Consider the following 16,070-nt stretch of genomic DNA (forward strand, 5'->3'; position numbering starts at 1 on the left):
AAACAATGCCGCTAAACCATTTTATCTGCTCCTGCTGCGGCAAGAGCAAGCCGATCGATCAGCGCATCCTTCTCGGCGGGGATGCGCTTTGTCATGCCTGCGCCGAGGAATTCACGACGCTCTGCGACCGCTGCGGTGAGCGGGTGTACCGCAGAGAGACACGACAAGTCAATCATCACACGCTTTGTCCACAATGCTGTGGAAAAGTCCGTGCGCAAAACTGATCCCACTGAGAGTCATGCTTTCAGTGGGATTTTGCATTTTAAGGAGAAAATTATGTTTGAAAATCAGAAATTTCTGACGAGCGGCGTACAGAACGAGATCTCGTCGTGGCTGATAGACCTTATCTGGTGCATGGTTTTTAGCATGAAAACCGAACATAAGGACTATTTGCAGGTGTTTACCTTAACTAAAACGCCAACCGGTCAGCACATCGTCCACGAGCAGGAGCAGCCGCCCTATCGTTATGAACTCGATGTACCTTGTGACGATGCCGTAGATGCGAAGGTGTTCGTCATCGACGATTTGACGCATTCTACCATGCTGCTTGCCGAAGAGTATTAACATTCACCAAACGAAATGGAGGAACAACCAATGAAGGAAACGAGAATTTGTGCAAACTGCGGTGCAGAGCACCCGATTGAAGATATGTTTGAAGTAGAGGGAGACTGGCTCTGCGAGGACTGCGCCGACCGATTGACTGTCATCTGTGACCACTGCAACGAACGGATTTATGAGGAAAATGCTGTCGAGGATGACACGCACATACTCTGCGATCACTGCTTTGATGAGTATTACGTGCGCTGCGATGATTGTGGCCGCATTATTCATCGCGACCGCGCATACTGGGACGGAGACGACAACGCTTACTGCGCGTCCTGCTGGGGCGAACACTGCGAGGTCATCCACGAATACAGCTACACGCCCGATCTCGTGTTTCATGGCAAGGGCCTGCGTCATTTCGGCGTTGAGCTTGAAATTGATGACGGCGGCACGGTCAACAGCAACGCACAGAAGCTGCTGGATATTGCCAATAAGGACGCCGAAAACCTGTACATCAAAACGGACGGCAGTTTGGATGAGGGCTTGGAGCTTGTCACTCATCCGATGACGCTCGAGTATCAGCTGAACGAAATGCCATGGGAGCAGGTTCTTCGCAAAGCGCAGAGCATGGGTTATTTGAGCCACGCGGCCGGAACTTGCGGACTTCATGTTCACATCTCTCGCCTTGCGTTCGGCTGTACCTACGAGCAGCAGGAAGCCGCGATTGCCCGACTGCTGTACTTCGTCGAGAAATTCTGGGCCGAACTGCTGCGGTTCAGCCGCCGCACACAAAGCCAGATGAACCGCTGGGCAGCGCGGTACGGTATTCGTCTTACGCCGTCCGAGCAGATGAACCACGCGAAGAATTCCTGTGCCGGACGTTATACGGCGGTAAATCTTACGAACTCGGACACGGTTGAAATCCGGATGTTCCGCGGCACGCTCAAGCTGAATACCTTAAAAGCCACCTTGCAGATGGTCAACCATCTCGTCGAGGTGGCTGTTGCTATGTCTGACAGTCAGGTGCAGGACATGAGCTGGTTCGATTTTCTGGACAACATCACCGAACCCGCACTTATCCAGTATTTGAAAGAGCGTCGGCTTTATGTAAATGAACCTGTAAACACTTCGGAGGAGGAGTAATATGTGCAGTTTGTTTGGTTTAATCGATTTTAAGGAGTGCCTGAGCACCCATACGAAGAACAAAATCCTGAATACGTTAGCGCGTGAATGTCAAGTGCGCGGTACGGATGCAACCGGTATCGCCTATAACTTCAATGACCGTCTGCGGATTTACAAGCGTCCCCTTCCCGCTCGAAAAATGAAAATCCACATTTCGAACGGCGTGAATGCCGTCATGGGACATACCCGTATGACGACACAGGGCAATGCGCAGTTTAACCAGAACAACCATCCGTTTCTCGGCAAAGTTGCCGGAAACAGCTTTGCGCTCGCGCACAATGGCGTTCTCTGGAATGACAAAGAGTTACGCATGGAAGAAAATCTGCCGATGACGAGTGTTGAGACGGACAGCTATGTTGCCGTTCAGCTCCTTGAACAGCAGAAAGCCCTCGACTTTGACAGCCTGCAAGCTATGGCTGAGAAGGTCGAGGGTTCCTTTGTCTTTACGGTTCTGGATAAGGACAACTCCATCTGGTTCGTCATCGGGGACAATCCACTGTGCGTCATGTTCTACGATGGCTTTCTGATTTATGCCTCGACACAGGAAATTCTCTGCAAAACAATCAAAAAGCTGCGACTGAAAGCGCCCACTGATATTCTCGAACCGCAGGAGGGCGAGATCATGAAAATTTCTCACACCGGCCGTATCACTACCGGGACTTTCACACCGCACACGACGTACGAGCACTGGTGGCGCAAATATCCGTTCTACCGCAGCTATTATGAGGACACGCCGACCAGTTATGACGATCTGTTCAGCGTGGCGAAGGCATTCGGCGTAACCGCCGACGAGGTGCAGGCGCTTCTCGATTACGGCTGCTCCGAGGAAGAAATCGAAGAAATGCTGTACGACCCGGAACTCTTTCACGAGATGACCGGCGAGCTGCTGTATGCGTACTGAGGAGAGGAGGTGACCCGATGAAGGTAATCAAGAACACGCTGCTGTTCGGCATTAAGATTGTCGCGGCGGTGGCGGCGGCAGTCCATGTGCTGCGCGGCAAGGATGCGTCCGAGTAACAGATTGGCCTTTTCTGTGCGGAACAATGCAATAAACCACACAGAAAGGCGGATACGCATGAACCTGGACAAATATCCCGATGTGCTGACGCTGCGTGAGTGTCAGAAGATTTTGCAGGTGAGCCGCGGCACAATGCTGCGGCTTCTGCACGAAGGCGAGATCCCGGCGTTTCGCATCGGGAACCGCTGGCGCGTTCAGCGAAAAGAAATGCTCGAATTCATCGAGCGCAGCGAATACTGAAAACAACAGAAATGAACCGTTCCGTTTGGGCATACCCATGCGGAACACGCGGAAATCCTCCCGTTTAAGTCGATTTTGAGGTTTCGGAACGTTCCGAAATTTTCATCGGCTTAAACGGGAAATTTCTTTTTTGGAGGGAGACATATCATGAAAATCGGATATGTGCGCGTGAGCACGGAGGAGCAGAACACGGCGCGGCAGGAAATTATGCTGCGCGAGCTCGGCGTAGACGAGCTGTTCGTCGACAGGGCGAGCGGGAAAAACGCGGACCGGACGGAGCTGAACCGGATGATGAACTTTGTTCGGCGCGGCGACACGGTCATCGTTGAGTCGATCAGCCGCTTTGCAAGAAATACGCGCGACCTGCTCGACCTTGTAGAACAGCTGACCGCAAAGCAGGTAGAGTTCGTCAGCCGCAAGGAAGCCATTGACACGACAACGCCGACCGGCAAGTTTATGCTGACCGTGTTTGCGGCGGTGGCAGAGCTCGAACGCGAGTACATTTTGCAGCGTCAGCGTGAGGGCATTGCCATCGCCAAACAGCAGGGAAAGTACCGCGGCCGTCCGCCGAAGGTATATCCGGACTTCGAACGCATCGCAGCCCGGTGGCAGAAGGGCGAAATCACCGCCGTGCAGGCGATGAAGCAGCTCGGGATGAGCAAGACAAGATTTTACGAGCGAGTGAAGCGGCTTAAAAAGTAGAAAGCTGCATGTGCGGTGCGGCATACGCTGAAGCAGGATAGAGCTCCTGCCTTTTAAGCAGGGTGTCTAAGGTGATCGTGCGCAGAGACAGAAATGACCGGGCTGCTGATGTGAATTCATTGAAAAGTCAATAATGACGAAAATGGGGATTTTCTCTACAATAAAACAAAAGGCAGTACTGCATTGCACACGCGCGGTACTGCCTCAAACTTTTTATGGAGGAATTTCAAATGGAAAATCAAATCTACGGCTACATTCGCGTGTCCTCACGTGACCAGAACGAGGACAGGCAGGTGATCGCGATGCGGGAATTCGGCATCGCGGAGAAAAATCTGGTCATCGACAAGCAGTCCGGCAAGGACTTTGCAAGGCCGGGCTATCGCAGACTGCTGAGAAAATTAAAGCCGAACGACACTCTCGTGATTAAGAGCATCGACCGGCTGGGTCGCAATTATGATGAGGTGTTGGAGCAGTGGCGGCTGCTGACCAAGGAGAAACAGGTGGACATCGTGGTGCTCGATATGCCGCTTTTGGATACGCGGAAGGGCCGTGATTTGATCGGAACACTCATTTCGGACATTGTTTTGCAGCTGCTGTCCTATGTCGCCCAGACCGAGCGGGAATTTATCCATCAGCGGCAGGCGGAGGGTATCGCGGCCGCCAAGGCGAGAGGGGTCAAGTTTGGTCGAAAACCCAAGGAACGCCCGGCAGAATACGAGCATCTGCGTGATGAATGGCGGGCAGGACGCATTTCCGCACGCGCTGCGGCGCGTCAGCTGGGTGTCGCACATCGAACCTTCATGAAGTGGGTCGAACAGGAAAATTCAGATTGTTGATAAAAGTACACTGAAATAGACGCTCCTCGACGCGGTCGGTCAGCGCCTGGCTTCTTACGTTGGATAATTTCGACATAGGCGGCTCCTTTCGCTCTCCGTGAGCGGTTTTCTGCCTCTATTGTAGCGCGTGCAGAACGTTTTCGCAACAAAAACCCGCCCGGCTCTGATGCAGGAGAGAGAACGAGCCGGGCGGTATACGGAAATGAGAGAGAAGGAAGCGGGTTTACGGAACGAGGCAGTCGGGGAGGAGCGCGCGGAGCTGCCGGAGCAGGCCGTCGCAGTCGTCCGAGTAGATGACGAGCGTCAGCGGATTGCTCAGGTCGAGGCTGTAAATGCCGAGCAGGGACTTCGCGTCGATCGTGTAGCGGCCGGAAACCAGATTGACCTCATACGGGCAGGGAGTGAGAAAATCGACGAGTTTTTTGACCTGATCGGTCTGCTGCAAACGAATTTTTACTTCAGTCATATCCAGAATTCCTTTCCATCAGAGCAGAGGGGCGGAGGCGATACAGCTGCGGATTTCTTCCATGGAGGGCATGGCGGGGATAGCGCCGCCCTTTGTGGTGGTCAGACTGCCGGCGGCGTTGCCGAAGCGGACGATTTCGCGGAGCGCATCCTCGGGGAGCGCGCGCAGCTCCTCGGCGGTCTTGCCTTTCAGCAGGAAGTGGATTGCGCCCATGAAGGCGTCGCCTGCGCCGGTGGTGTCCACCGTCGGCACATCGAAGGTCGGGAGCGCCCCGGCACACACTGCGTTGCGGCAGTAAGCGCCCTTCGCGCCCATGGACACCAGTACGAGCGACGGCCCCATATCGAGCAGCGCCTTCGAGCCGCGTTCCGGGTCGCTTTCGCCGGTCACGAGCTGCATTTCCTCCTCGGAAACCTTGAGAATGTCCGCGAGGCGGATGCCTTCCTTCATCCGGAGAACCGCCTCTTCGGTATCGTCCCAGAGAAGCGGACGGTAGTTCGGGTCGAAGCTGACGAGTTTTCCCTTCTGCCGCGCATAGCGGGCCGCGGAGAGCGTCGCCGTGCGGCAGGGGTCGGCGGTCATGGAAACCGAACCGAAATGGAAGATGGCGCAGTCGTCGAGCAGCGCGGTATCGACCTCGGACTCGCGCAGCATGATGTCCGCGCCGGGGCTGCGGTAGAACGTAAACGAGCGGTCGCCGTTCGCGTCGAGCTGGACGAAAGCGAGCGTCGTGGGCACCTTTTCATCGACTGCCAGACCGGAAACGTCAATTCCGCTGTCGAGCAGCGTCTGCCGCAGAAAATCCCCGAAGCCGTCGCGGCCGACCTTGCCGATGAAGGCGGTCTTTCCGCCAAGCCGGGCGTTCATCGCCAGAACATTCGCCGGTGCGCCGCCGGGGTTGCGGGCAAAGAGCGCGATGCCCTGCGCGTTTTCTCCGTTCGGCGTGAAGTCGATTAGACATTCACCGAGAGCTGCAACATCAATCATTTTTAATCACCTCAAACTGCTTTTTCGCGTTCAGTTCAGTCATGATGCGGTTATACGAACGCTTGTTGATACGATAGAAGAACAGGACGGCCGCCGTTAACAGCCACAGCACGCCGGGAATCAGCGAGAAGGCGAGGTGCATGCTCGTCTGCACGGCGGCATTCTGCGTCTGATTGGGGACGAACTGCAAAGCGCCCAGAATGCCGGCGAGTGCCGAAGTGCCGATGGCCATGCCGAGCTTGTTGCCGAGCGACACAAAGGCGTACTGGAAGCCGTCGTTGCGCACGCCGGTTTTCCACTCGCCGTATTCCACGCAGTCGGGCACGATGGCGTAAATCGCGGTGTTGAAGCCGCAGAAGAAGAACTGCGAGAGCGCGGCAAACGTGTAGAACGGCACCGGGGTGGATACCGCGCTGAAGAAATACAGGGCAATCAGTGAAACGCCGGTTCCGGCGGAGAACAGCGCGGCGGTATGGCCCTTGTTGCCGAGCTTTTCGAACACGAAGGGGAACACGGCCGCACCGAGAATGGACGGCACAATTAAAATCAGAGAGTAGACCGTGAACAGGTTTTCGTTGCCCTCCACGTATTTGAAGTAATAGAGCAGGTCAGCGTTGCGGCCGTAAAGGGTCACGCCGAACAGGAACTGACCGGCGAGCGCAATCAGATACGGACGGTTCTGCGCCGCCGCCTGAAACTGCTTTTTCAGCGAAACCTTTTCGCGTCGGGGAGGCTGCACGACCTCCTTCGTCTTTGCGAAGCAGAACCAGTGGCAGAGCGTAAAGATGCCGCCGTAGAGCACCGTCACCATCAGGTAGCCGTGCGCGGCGTTGTCGCCGCCGAAGTGAGAGATGAGCGGAAGCGTGATGATGTTGAGGATGTTGATGGCGATCATCGCGCAGACCGAGCGGGAGGTGTTGATTTTCGCGCGCTCCTCGATGTTCTGCGTCAGCGTGCCGCACAGCGTACCGTAGGGAATGTTGACGCAAGTGTAGCCGAGCACCAGCACGCAGTAGGTGATGTACATATACAGGCTTTTCGCCCTGTCCGGCCACGCCGGATGCGCCCAGAACGTCAGCACCAGAACGACGGCGGTGAGCGGCGCGCCGATCAGCAGCCACGGGCGGTAGCGGCCCCAGCGGGTGCGGGTGCGGTCGCTGAGCGAGCCGATGACCGGGTCGTTTATCGCGTCCCAGAAGCGGGAGACCAGCATCAGCAGCGAAACCGCCGCCATGCTGATGCCGCAGACATCGGTGTAGAAAATCATCAGAAAATTGCCGACAAACATCCAGCTGAAATTGCAGCCGACGTCGCCCATGCCGTAGGCGATCTTGCTGATCAGCGGAACCTTGATATTGGTGTCTTGCTGCCGGGACGGTGCGGTGGTACTGCTCATTCGGCGCAGCTCCTTTCTCTCTTTACCCTGTTCCGAGGATTAAAGCCGGGTTTCGTCCGCGATTTTCACGACCGCCTTGACGATGTTCGCCTTGTCGGCGATGCTCTTGTCCATCGCGTTCTGGATGTCGTCAAAGTCGAAAATGTTGGTCACGACGCCTTTGAGGTTGATTTTGCCCGAGGCGACCGCGTCGATGGCCATGGGGTAGATGTGGCGGTAGCGGAACACGGTCTTGAAGGTCAGCTCCTTGTCAAGTGCGAGGCTGACGGGGAGCGTCATTTCGCCCGACTTGGAGTAGCCGACGAGAACGATGGTCGCGCCCTTGTGCACCATTTCGATGGCCTGACGGGTGGTGAACTCGGTGCCTGCGGTTTCGATGACCAGATCGCAGCCGAAGCCGTCGGTCAGGTCGAGAACGGCCTGCACGGCGTTCTGCTCCTTGCCGTTGATCACGCCGTCCGCGCCGAGCTCGAGCGCTTTGTCCAGACGCGCCTGCATGATGTCCACCACGTAAACGTGGGAAACACCCTCAGACTTGAGCGCCATCATGCTCATCAGACCGATGCAGCCCGCGCCCATGACAACGGCGGTCTGACCGGCGTGCGCGCCGCCCTGATTGGCCGCGTGGAAGCCGACCGCGAGCGGCTCGATGAGCGCGCCTTCGAGCGTGCTTACGTTGTCCGGCAGCTTGAAGCAGAGCGCGGCTTCATGCGCGACATACTCCTGAAAAACGCCGTCCACCGGGGGAGTCGCGAAAAATACAACATCCGGACAGAGGTTGTATTTGCCCTCGCGGCAGAATTTGCAGTGGCCGCAGGTCTTGCCCGGTTCGAGCGCAACGCGGTCGCCGACCTTGAGGTGCGTAACCTTCTTGCCAACCTCAACGACCGTGCCGCCCGGCTCGTGACCCAGAACGAATGGCGGCTCGACCACGTAATGACCGATGGCGCCGGTTTCGTAATAGTGCATATCGCTGCCGCAGATGCCGACATATTCGAGCTTTACCAGCACCTCATCGTCCTTCGGCGTCGGAATATCGCGCGTGGTGTAACCCATTTTGCCGATGCCGTTCATGACTGCTACTTTCATTTTGCCTTCCATAAAAATCCCTCCGCATTGTTATATGTATTTACTTTTATAAACTACTTATGAATGTAGCTATAAATTAGCACAGGGCAGAAAGATTGTCAATCCCCGCGGCAGCATTTCAGAGATATGCACAAGAGCGCGGACGTAAAATTGTGCAAAAAAATCAGGGACAGAAGTCTGTCCCCGAGAAAATTCAAGTTATAACGACTGAATAAACGACTCAATGTGCACGAGCGCCGCGCCGAGCGCGGAGGATTCCAGCTGATAGCGGCTGAATTTCAGGTAGCTGCTGTCCGGCTCGAAGGTGTTGTGCCGGGCCAGAAGCTCCCGCAGCGGCGCACCGAATTCGGACAGAAAACCGCCCACGTAGCCGCCGACGATCACATCGCAGTCAAAAATCATGCGCAGGTTGTTCACCGCGACCGCGAGATGGGCGAGGTATTCGTCCCACGCGGCCTGAAGCGTGCGGTCTCCGGCACGCAGACCGTCGAAAAACAGCGCAAGATTGCCGCCGGTCAACGCGGAGAGCACCTTTGCGGAGCAGTAAGCGTCCACGCAGCCGCGCTTGCCGCAGTAGCAGGGGCGGCCGTCCGGGACGAGGGTCATGTGGCCGAACTCGCCGGCGCGGAGGTGCTCCCCGACGTAGAGCGAGCCGCCCGTGAAAATCGAGCCGCCGACGCTGTTGCTCAGCGAGAGATAGACGAGGCTGTGCAGGTTTTCGCGGCCGCGGATCTCGGCGAGTCCGGCGGCGTTCGCGTCGTTGATGAAGCGGCAGGGGAAGGGGATGCAGCGGCTGAACTCCTCGACCGGCACGCCGCGCAGACCGAGCGCGTGGGAATAGACGAGCGTTTTCTCGTCCCGATCGAGAATGCCGGGCAGGGAAATACCGACGCCGAGCACGGTTTCCGTCGGGCAGCCCTCTTTTTCGAGCAGGCTCTTTACAAGCTCGGCGAGTCCGGCGGCGTAGGCGTCGCACCGCTCAAAGGGGCGCTTTTTTCGCTCAAACCGCACCAGTTCGCCGGATAAATCGACCAGAACCGCACCGATATGGTTCTGCGTTATTTCGAGACCGACCGCATAGCGGGCGTTCCGCACCGGGGCAAAGGCTTTCGCCTTGCGGCCGCCGGTGGACTCGAAGGTGCCGACCTCCTGCACCAGTCCCATTTCCATCAGCTCTTTGACGTTCTGGAGCACAGTCGGCCAGCTGTTGCCGACCTTGGCCGCCAGTTCGGGCTGGGAAATGCGCTCGCAGGCAAAAATGCTGCGCATCGTTCGAATGCGGTTGATTTTCTTTACATCGCGGTTGTTCGCTCCGCCTTTTATCATCTGGATGCGTCACCTCCGGATACGAAAACGACATCTGAAATGTAATTTATAAAGTCATTTCTATTATAGGGAATTCGGAGAGATTATGCAAGGGGAAACCTTTGATTCGGCGGAAGTTATAAAATAATAGAAACCCCGGAGCGGCTGCCCCGGGGTCTGTCTGCTGTCCAATCAAATTTTTAGTTCTTGCTGCGATACAGGAACGTTACGATCTGCGCTCTGGTGCAGCCGTCTGCCGGGGCGAATGTCGTTGAGGAAGTGCCGGTAGTGATGCCGTGCGCGACCGCCCACTGAACTGCATCGGCATAGAATGCGCCGTCCGCCAGATCGCTGAAGGCGAGATCTGCCTTGGCTGCGGGTTTGCCTGATGCACGCCACAGGAAGGTTACGACCTGATCGCGCTGTACCGTTACATTCGGGTCAAAGGAAGTTGCAGAAACGCCGTTCGTTACATTGTTCGCAACCGCCCACAGAACCGCCTGATAGTAATAATCCGAACGTTTGACGTCGGTGAACGGATTATCTACGCTGTTCGTCTGCGGAGAACCGGCAGCGCGCCACAGGAAAGTGACCGTCTGTGCGCGCGTACAGGTCTCCTGCGGCCCGAAGGTCGTTTCGGTCAGACCGGAAGTCACCTTGCTGCCTACCGCCCACTTCACCGCATCATAGAAGTAATCCGACTTGGCAATATCGGAGAATCCGGTATCGGGATCTTTCATCGGAGCCGTCGCAAAACGCGCCTCGATGGTGTGCGCGGTCTGCACCTTGACGAACTTATAGGACGCTACCGCACCGATGCTTTTGCCGTCCACCAGAACGTCCGCGATTTTATAGCCGTTATTTGCGGTAATCGTATAGTTCTGATTGTTGCCGTTGGTGATGCTGCTGGTACCGTTTGGGCTGATGCTGCCGCCAACGCCTGCCTTGGCCGTAATCGCATGCTTTTCTCGGGAGATATAGCCGCCCGAACCCTGCAGGACCGGGAAAGTTGTATACGCTTCGCCAAGTGCGCGTCCGTCTCGGCCAGTTCCCTTGAGGGTATAGTAGCCCGGCTTTGCATCCGGATCGACCCATACGCCCTTGTTACGGATATAGACTTCGGAAGGCTCCTGCCCCTCTTCATCTGTAATCGACCAGTCCACCTTGCTGAAAATATCGTTGCCGTCGGCGTCATAGGCATATACTACGGCTACCGTACCGCCGTACATGCCGGGCCAGCCGGCAAGATCGACCTTAACGGAAACAACGGTCGGCAGTTCTTCCTCCGCTGCGCTTGCCGAGAAGACAGCCATGCTGCATACCGTCATAAGCGCCAGCAACAGAGATACGATTCGTTTCATCCTTTTCAAATGTACCACTCCCGTAAATTGGAATTCGTCAATGTTTGATTTGTTTCAGTTTACAACATTTTCTGCGGGATGGCAAGGGCGTTCCGGGGGGTTCGCTTCGTGTGTTGCATGAAGATAACTTCGCTTTTGATTATTATCGGTATAGCACATAACAAAGCCGGAATCAAGCGTGATTTGGTCGTGGATTTTGTCCGGCCCACGCGGCTTTGTTCGAACTATTCGGATTCCATAGACAACATTATACAATAAGTTCTCAATATTTCAACGAATAGCCGCAATTTTTCGGGCGGTTCCATAACATTTATGGGCTGATGAATGACTGCCAGAAACATACAGAAATATACTTTTGCTGAAATTTTATATAACCAATATTGACAAGGCAGGCAGAGGGGGTATAATAAGCGTGTCAAATAGGCACAAGGGTACCCTTGTATCAGGATAGGACTATCCTGATACAATCCGTTCTAATGACAAAATTTTTCGGAGCGGAGCGGAGATACTTGCGGCCGAAGGTTCTGCAAATAAACGGAAAACCGCAGAACCGGAATATAAGCGGAAGTTGCCGCAATCCTCATGCGTTTTTGTGAGAATGTTAAGTAAAAAATAAACATCTTTCTGAGAGCAGCTGCACCTCACCGTGCGGCTGTTCCTTTATGGAAAAGGGGGGCATTCCTTGATGGGAATGAGCGAAAACAGGGCGCAGAGGGCGGTTTTAGAACGGCTTTTCGCCTTGCAGGACACGAAATACCGGGCGTTTCAGAGCAAGCTGATGCCGACCGTCGCGCCCGAAACCGTAATCGGCGTGCGCACGCCGCTGCTGCGGAACCTCGCAAAGGAGCTTGCGGGCACCGCCGAGGCGGCGGACTTCCTGCGCGTTCTGCCGCACGCATACTACGAGGAGAACAACCTCCATGCGTTCCTCGTGGAGAAAATCCGCGACTACGACGCAGCGCTCGCGGAAACCGAACGGTTCCTGCCGTACATCGACAACTGGGCGACCTGCGACTGCTTTTCGCCCAAGGTTTTCGCGAAGCATAAGGACGAGCTGCTGACGCCCGTCCGCCGGTGGCTCTTATCGGAAAAACTCTACACCGTGCGCTACGCAATCGGCATGCTGATGCGGCATTATCTCGATGCGGATTTCCGGCCGGAATACCTCGCGTGGGTGGCGGATGTGCAGAGCGAGGAGTATTACCTGAACATGATGCGTGCGTGGTACTTCGCCACGGCGGTCGCCAAGCAGCCGGATGACACGCTGCCGTATCTCACCGAGCGGCGGCTCGACGTCTGGACGCACAACAAGGCCATTCAGAAGGCCGTGGAGAGCTATCGCATTCCGCCCGAATTGAAGCAGCACCTTCGCGAAATGCGCATCCGCGCGTAAAACTTCCATAAAATACCGGAGCGCACGGCCCAAATCGTCAGGCTGTGCGCTCCGGTTTTTACTTATCGTCCTTATGGTTCATCGCGCTGATGACGGCTTTCAGCACGCTTTCCAGATAAGGAAGCTGACTGTGCGCGACGCTTTCTACCATAGGGGAGAGCGCCTTGAACACCGACAGCTTTTCCTTTTTCTCCTGTTTGCCGAACAGGATGTAATCGGTGGACAGGCTGAGTGTCGTCGCAATGCGGCACAGCGTCGGCACGGACATACCCTTGACGCCGAGTTCGATGTCGGAACAGAAATTTGCTTTTCACGCGAACAGGATATTTATAACGCAGTTAAGGCAATACCGCATAATTGGGCAAGAGCGATTTGCGAGTGAATTTTGCGTACTGACGAGGCGCGGTTTTGCGGTAATACTTGACGTATTACCGTGAAATCGCAACAAAGTCAGGGCACGAAATTTCCGCAAAGCGCCGCAGCTTTAATTGTGCGGTGTTACCTTAATGCATATCACTTTCTTCTCCCTGCGGGACGGCTCGCAGGGAGGGAAAACCCCGGCAGAAGGAGAAATATATTATGGAAACTTTAAGAATCGGACTCGTAGGCACCGGCGGCATCGGACGCACCCATATCGAACGCATCAACAACACGCTTCAGGACGGCAAGGTCGTTGCCTGCGCCGACCCGGCGAGCGCATTCGGCTTTTCGGTTGCCGAGAAGTACGGCATCAAGGGCTTCGAAAACCCCATCGACATGATAAACTCCCCGGAAATCGATGCCGTTATGTGCACCACGTCCGACCCGTATCACGAGGAGTACGTTCTCGCCTCCATCGCGGCAGGCAAGTACGTGTTCTGCGAGAAGCCGCTCGCGCCCAAGGCGGACGCCTGCAAACGCATCGTGGAGGCCGAGAGGAAGGCAGGGAAGAAGCTGGTTCAGATCGGCTTCATGCGCCGCTACGACGAGGGATACAAGCAGCTCAAGGCGGCGGTTGACAGCGGCAAGTACGGTGAAGCGCTGCTGCTGCACTGCGCACACCGCAACCCGTCTGTTCCGGATGACTGGGACAACTCCATGGCGGTAGAGAACTCCATGGTTCATGAGATCGACGTGCTGCGCTGGCTGCTCGGCGAGGACTACGCGACCGCTGAGGTCCGCTACGGCAAGTCCACGAACAACGGCCCGAAAGACTTGCACGACCCGCAGATCATGATCCTGACCACCAAGTCCGGCGTGCGTATCGACGTTGAGTCCTTCGTCAACAACAAAAACGACTACGACATCAAGTGCGAGATCGTCTGTGACGGCGCGGTGCTCAATATGCCGAAGCCGAACTACATCTCGGTAAACGCGAACGCAACCACCGGTCAGGCGATGTACACCGACTGTTTCCAGCGCTTTGCAGATGCGTATAATGCGGAAATCCAGACCTGGATCAACGCCTCCAAGGCAGGCTACGTTGACGGCCCGACCGCATGGGACGGCTACTGCTGCCAGGTTGCAGCGGCGGCGGCTTCCAAGGCACGCGAGACCCAGACCATTCAGCCGGTCGTCTACGACGAGATGCCGGACTTCTACAAGGCATAATTTCCCGCACTTTTCTTCAATTCATCTCAGAACCTATCTTCTCTCTTTTTTCTTCGGCGGGTGTGCGGCAATCCGCGCACCTGCTGCCTATTTTCAGGAGGTAATCTTTATATGAAACTCGCAATTTGCACGGATGTTTTTGCTGATCTGTCATACACGGACATGCTCGATAAGGTAAAGTCCCTCGGCATTGACGCGGTCGAGATGACCGCCGGCGGCTGGGGCGCACGCAAGCACTGCAACACCGCCGAGCTGCTCGCGGACGCAGGCAAGCGTGAAGCGTTCATGATGGAGCTTGAAAAGCGCGGCACTGAGCACATCGCTATCGAGGAATTCCCGGGCACCATGGTTTGGTCTGCTTCGACCCTGCTCAAGCTGCGTGAGGCTACCGACCCGATGCTCGGCATCAACCTCGACCCCTCCCACATGATGGTTCTGGGCGCAGACCCGATCGCAGCGGCGCGTGCACTGAAGGGATGCATCTTCCATGTGCACGGCAAGGACGCCCGCATTGAACGCGGTCTGGCCGACACCGACGGCCTGCTTGAGCCGCGCCCCGTTACCGAGTCCGCTGACCGCGTATGGAACTACGTTGCGGTCGGCTGCGGCAAGAACCTCCAGTGGTGGAAGAAATTCTTCTCTGTCTGCCACATGATGGGCTACGACGGCGACGTTTCTCTCGAAATGGAGGACCTCACCATGACGGTTGACGCCGGTGTTCATACCTCCATCGACGCGCTCCGCCAGACGATCAGCCGGTAAAACGTAAAATATAAAACAGTATAAAACCCCTTCCCGTTATTCCTCTCGTAACGGGAAGAGGTTGGTTTTTCGGGGGGTAAAGTCCATCATGCAGCCGGTCTGTGCCTTTGGTTCTCTCGTGAAATTTCAGGAGGTGTATCGATGGATCAATTCTCTGAGGTCGTTTAGCGTGATATGCGCAATATCATTGGCGTTATCAGCAGGCGATGGGGCGTTTTCGGCAGGGTAAGGGAGATAATAAAGCGTATCATCGTCACCTACTAACATCTGACAGAATTTCCAACCCAGCTGTTCATATGCATCAGCCGGCATGTCGTCGGTCGGAGCGCCGAGGAAAAAGATATACTGCTGACCGACTAAGGGGCTTTCCTGCATATCGGCTGCTTGGCGGATGATCGTATTTTCCAACTCTTCATCAGTCATATCGGTATAGCTTTCTCGATTATGTTCCGCCGCGGCAACATCTTTCATAGAAATATACCCGCCATATGCGTAGATCGTAATGTTTGACCTGTCCGACAGGTCGCCGGACAACACGTCTTGTACAGCGGCGCCAATAACGGTCCATGCGTTAGCGCCGATGGAAGTATATTCTATGTTATCGACTGTCGCCTGAACGATGGCAGTTGCGTGCGGAATGACTTCTTCGAGAACTGGGCGATATGCTAAATCAAGGCGGGAATTGTCGTTTATAACGGTTTTATCCTGATAAATTGAGGGCGTTTCTTGCTCGAAAAGTATGATTTCAGAGTCGGGAATTGGGGTTTCTTGGGGCAGGGGAGTGTTGTCTGTTGCGGAAGTCTGATCGTCAGCGCTCTGGCACGCCGTCAGCGAAATAATTACAAGGACGCTTAGGAGTAAAATGGATATTTTGGCTCGGTGATGCTTCACGACAGGTCGCTCCTTTCCGTTTATGGATAGATTTATTATATCGCTGTATCAATAGTCTGTCTATTCATTTGAAGAGGAAACGGTATATTCCCAATTTGATAAATAAAAACAGCAGGCACATTCGTGTCTGCCGTCCTGCTGCCCGTCACGGCTTTTGTGCTGTGGCGGGTATTTTTTTGCGTTGAAATGGCCTGTCCTTGCGGCTGCCGGAGATTGGCGGTCAAGGGTGTTGATAAAAGTACAGGTTAATAACCTGCCAAAGCCTTGTAGTTTCGCGTATTTTTTGATATAATTGTAAATACTTTAATG

At 55.3% G+C, this 16,070-nt stretch carries 18 protein-coding genes; 9 read left to right on the forward strand and 9 right to left on the reverse strand.

The genetic code is table 11. The annotated features are described in order from the left end of the window. Positions 1 to 11: 11 nt before the first annotated feature. Complete coding sequence (locus tag H8S02_RS06875; protein ID WP_186969888.1) at positions 12 to 179, reverse strand: hypothetical protein; 168 nt, start codon at positions 177 to 179, stop codon at positions 12 to 14. Between the two features lie 97 nt (positions 180 to 276). Here H8S02_RS06875 and H8S02_RS06880 point away from each other — a divergent pair, with 97 nt between their 5' ends. From H8S02_RS06880 to H8S02_RS06905, 6 genes are all read left to right on the forward strand, one after another. Next, entirely contained in the window at positions 277 to 564 is a 288-nt protein-coding gene (locus H8S02_RS06880; protein WP_186969889.1) for a DUF960 family protein, read from the forward strand. 30 nt (positions 565 to 594) lie between these two features. After that, positions 595 to 1,686, forward strand: a complete 1,092-nt coding sequence (locus tag H8S02_RS06885) for an amidoligase family protein (RefSeq protein ID WP_186969890.1) — start codon at positions 595 to 597, stop codon at positions 1,684 to 1,686. 1 nt (position 1,687) lies between these two features. Beyond that, positions 1,688 to 2,626 carry a class II glutamine amidotransferase gene (locus H8S02_RS06890; RefSeq protein ID WP_186969891.1) on the forward strand — a complete coding sequence of 313 codons (939 nt, stop codon included), beginning with the start codon at positions 1,688 to 1,690 and terminating at the stop codon, positions 2,624 to 2,626. A 174-nt stretch (positions 2,627 to 2,800) separates the two neighbouring features. Continuing rightward, complete coding sequence (locus H8S02_RS06895; RefSeq protein ID WP_186969892.1) at positions 2,801 to 2,983, forward strand: helix-turn-helix domain-containing protein; 183 nt, start codon at positions 2,801 to 2,803, stop codon at positions 2,981 to 2,983. 147 nt (positions 2,984 to 3,130) lie between these two features. Further along, the gene (locus H8S02_RS06900; protein WP_186969893.1) at positions 3,131 to 3,685 is read left to right on the forward strand and encodes a recombinase family protein; all 555 of its coding nucleotides are present in this window, start codon (positions 3,131 to 3,133) and stop codon (positions 3,683 to 3,685) included. 230 nt (positions 3,686 to 3,915) lie between these two features. Next, complete coding sequence (locus H8S02_RS06905; protein WP_118685803.1) at positions 3,916 to 4,521, forward strand: recombinase family protein; 606 nt, start codon at positions 3,916 to 3,918, stop codon at positions 4,519 to 4,521. 223 nt (positions 4,522 to 4,744) lie between these two features. Here the strand turns inward: H8S02_RS06905 and H8S02_RS06910 are convergent, their stop codons facing one another. The 6 genes from H8S02_RS06910 to H8S02_RS06935 form a co-directional block, all read right to left on the reverse strand. Further along, entirely contained in the window at positions 4,745 to 4,987 is a 243-nt protein-coding gene (locus tag H8S02_RS06910) for an HPr family phosphocarrier protein (protein ID WP_118722590.1), read from the reverse strand. Positions 4,988 to 5,005: 18 nt separating this feature from the next. Beyond that, on the reverse strand, positions 5,006 to 5,974 hold the full coding sequence (locus H8S02_RS06915; RefSeq protein WP_186969894.1) for a carbohydrate kinase family protein: 969 nt from the start codon (positions 5,972 to 5,974) through the stop codon (positions 5,006 to 5,008). Then, a complete protein-coding gene (locus H8S02_RS06920; RefSeq protein WP_186969895.1) occupies positions 5,967 to 7,370 on the reverse strand; it encodes an MFS transporter in 1,404 nt (467 codons plus the stop codon). Before H8S02_RS06920 ends, H8S02_RS06915 begins: the two co-directional genes overlap by 8 nt. Positions 7,371 to 7,409: 39 nt before the next feature. Continuing rightward, positions 7,410 to 8,471 carry an NAD(P)-dependent alcohol dehydrogenase gene (locus tag H8S02_RS06925; RefSeq protein WP_118722587.1) on the reverse strand — a complete coding sequence of 354 codons (1,062 nt, stop codon included), beginning with the start codon at positions 8,469 to 8,471 and terminating at the stop codon, positions 7,410 to 7,412. 186 nt (positions 8,472 to 8,657) lie between these two features. Next, the gene (locus H8S02_RS06930; protein WP_186969896.1) at positions 8,658 to 9,785 is read right to left on the reverse strand and encodes an ROK family transcriptional regulator; all 1,128 of its coding nucleotides are present in this window, start codon (positions 9,783 to 9,785) and stop codon (positions 8,658 to 8,660) included. 179 nt (positions 9,786 to 9,964) lie between these two features. Continuing rightward, positions 9,965 to 11,125: an S-layer homology domain-containing protein gene (locus H8S02_RS06935; RefSeq protein ID WP_186969897.1), complete on the reverse strand. Its 1,161-nt coding sequence runs from the start codon at positions 11,123 to 11,125 to the stop codon at positions 9,965 to 9,967. A 691-nt stretch (positions 11,126 to 11,816) separates the two neighbouring features. Here H8S02_RS06935 and H8S02_RS06940 point away from each other — a divergent pair. Next, positions 11,817 to 12,518 (forward strand): DNA alkylation repair protein, encoded by a 702-nt coding sequence (locus tag H8S02_RS06940; RefSeq protein WP_186969982.1) that lies wholly within the window; start codon positions 11,817 to 11,819, stop codon positions 12,516 to 12,518. Positions 12,519 to 12,576: 58 nt separating this feature from the next. Here H8S02_RS06940 and H8S02_RS06945 read toward each other — a convergent pair whose 3' ends face one another. Continuing rightward, on the reverse strand, positions 12,577 to 12,786 hold the full coding sequence (locus tag H8S02_RS06945; protein ID WP_186969898.1) for a hypothetical protein: 210 nt from the start codon (positions 12,784 to 12,786) through the stop codon (positions 12,577 to 12,579). A 311-nt stretch (positions 12,787 to 13,097) separates the two neighbouring features. Between H8S02_RS06945 and H8S02_RS06950 the strand changes: the two genes are divergently transcribed. Further along, on the forward strand, positions 13,098 to 14,108 hold the full coding sequence (locus tag H8S02_RS06950) for a Gfo/Idh/MocA family protein (RefSeq protein WP_186969899.1): 1,011 nt from the start codon (positions 13,098 to 13,100) through the stop codon (positions 14,106 to 14,108). Positions 14,109 to 14,219: 111 nt separating this feature from the next. Continuing rightward, entirely contained in the window at positions 14,220 to 14,870 is a 651-nt protein-coding gene (locus H8S02_RS06955) for a sugar phosphate isomerase/epimerase family protein (protein WP_186969900.1), read from the forward strand. A 126-nt stretch (positions 14,871 to 14,996) separates the two neighbouring features. Here H8S02_RS06955 and H8S02_RS06960 read toward each other — a convergent pair whose 3' ends face one another. Continuing rightward, positions 14,997 to 15,761, reverse strand: coding sequence for a hypothetical protein (locus H8S02_RS06960; RefSeq protein WP_186969901.1), 765 nt, complete (start codon positions 15,759 to 15,761; stop codon positions 14,997 to 14,999). Between the last annotated feature and the right edge of the window lie 309 nt (positions 15,762 to 16,070).

It is taken from the genome of Agathobaculum hominis, from assembly GCF_014288055.1.
Taxonomy (GTDB): Bacteria; Bacillota; Clostridia; order Oscillospirales; family Butyricicoccaceae; genus Agathobaculum; species Agathobaculum hominis.

What these genes read in the sequence shown, in the direction of transcription:
- H8S02_RS06880 (WP_186969889.1), top strand. Translation starts at nt 277, where the DNA reads ATGTTTGAAAATCAGAAATTTCTGACGAGCGGCGTACAGAACGAGATC.
- H8S02_RS06885 (WP_186969890.1), top strand. Translation starts at nt 595, where the DNA reads ATGAAGGAAACGAGAATTTGTGCAAACTGCGGTGCAGAGCACCCGATT.
- H8S02_RS06890 (WP_186969891.1), top strand. Translation starts at nt 1,688, where the DNA reads ATGTGCAGTTTGTTTGGTTTAATCGATTTTAAGGAGTGCCTGAGCACC.
- H8S02_RS06895 (WP_186969892.1), top strand. Translation starts at nt 2,801, where the DNA reads ATGAACCTGGACAAATATCCCGATGTGCTGACGCTGCGTGAGTGTCAG.
- H8S02_RS06900 (WP_186969893.1), top strand. Translation starts at nt 3,131, where the DNA reads ATGAAAATCGGATATGTGCGCGTGAGCACGGAGGAGCAGAACACGGCG.
- H8S02_RS06905 (WP_118685803.1), top strand. Translation starts at nt 3,916, where the DNA reads ATGGAAAATCAAATCTACGGCTACATTCGCGTGTCCTCACGTGACCAG.
- H8S02_RS06910 (WP_118722590.1), bottom strand. Translation starts at nt 4,987, where the DNA reads ATGACTGAAGTAAAAATTCGTTTGCAGCAGACCGATCAGGTCAAAAAA.
- H8S02_RS06915 (WP_186969894.1), bottom strand. Translation starts at nt 5,974, where the DNA reads ATGATTGATGTTGCAGCTCTCGGTGAATGTCTAATCGACTTCACGCCG.
- H8S02_RS06920 (WP_186969895.1), bottom strand. Translation starts at nt 7,370, where the DNA reads ATGAGCAGTACCACCGCACCGTCCCGGCAGCAAGACACCAATATCAAG.
- H8S02_RS06925 (WP_118722587.1), bottom strand. Translation starts at nt 8,471, where the DNA reads ATGGAAGGCAAAATGAAAGTAGCAGTCATGAACGGCATCGGCAAAATG.
- H8S02_RS06930 (WP_186969896.1), bottom strand. Translation starts at nt 9,785, where the DNA reads ATGATAAAAGGCGGAGCGAACAACCGCGATGTAAAGAAAATCAACCGC.
- H8S02_RS06935 (WP_186969897.1), bottom strand. Translation starts at nt 11,125, where the DNA reads ATGAAACGAATCGTATCTCTGTTGCTGGCGCTTATGACGGTATGCAGC.
- H8S02_RS06940 (WP_186969982.1), top strand. Translation starts at nt 11,817, where the DNA reads ATGAGCGAAAACAGGGCGCAGAGGGCGGTTTTAGAACGGCTTTTCGCC.
- H8S02_RS06945 (WP_186969898.1), bottom strand. Translation starts at nt 12,786, where the DNA reads ATGTCCGTGCCGACGCTGTGCCGCATTGCGACGACACTCAGCCTGTCC.
- H8S02_RS06950 (WP_186969899.1), top strand. Translation starts at nt 13,098, where the DNA reads ATGGAAACTTTAAGAATCGGACTCGTAGGCACCGGCGGCATCGGACGC.
- H8S02_RS06955 (WP_186969900.1), top strand. Translation starts at nt 14,220, where the DNA reads ATGAAACTCGCAATTTGCACGGATGTTTTTGCTGATCTGTCATACACG.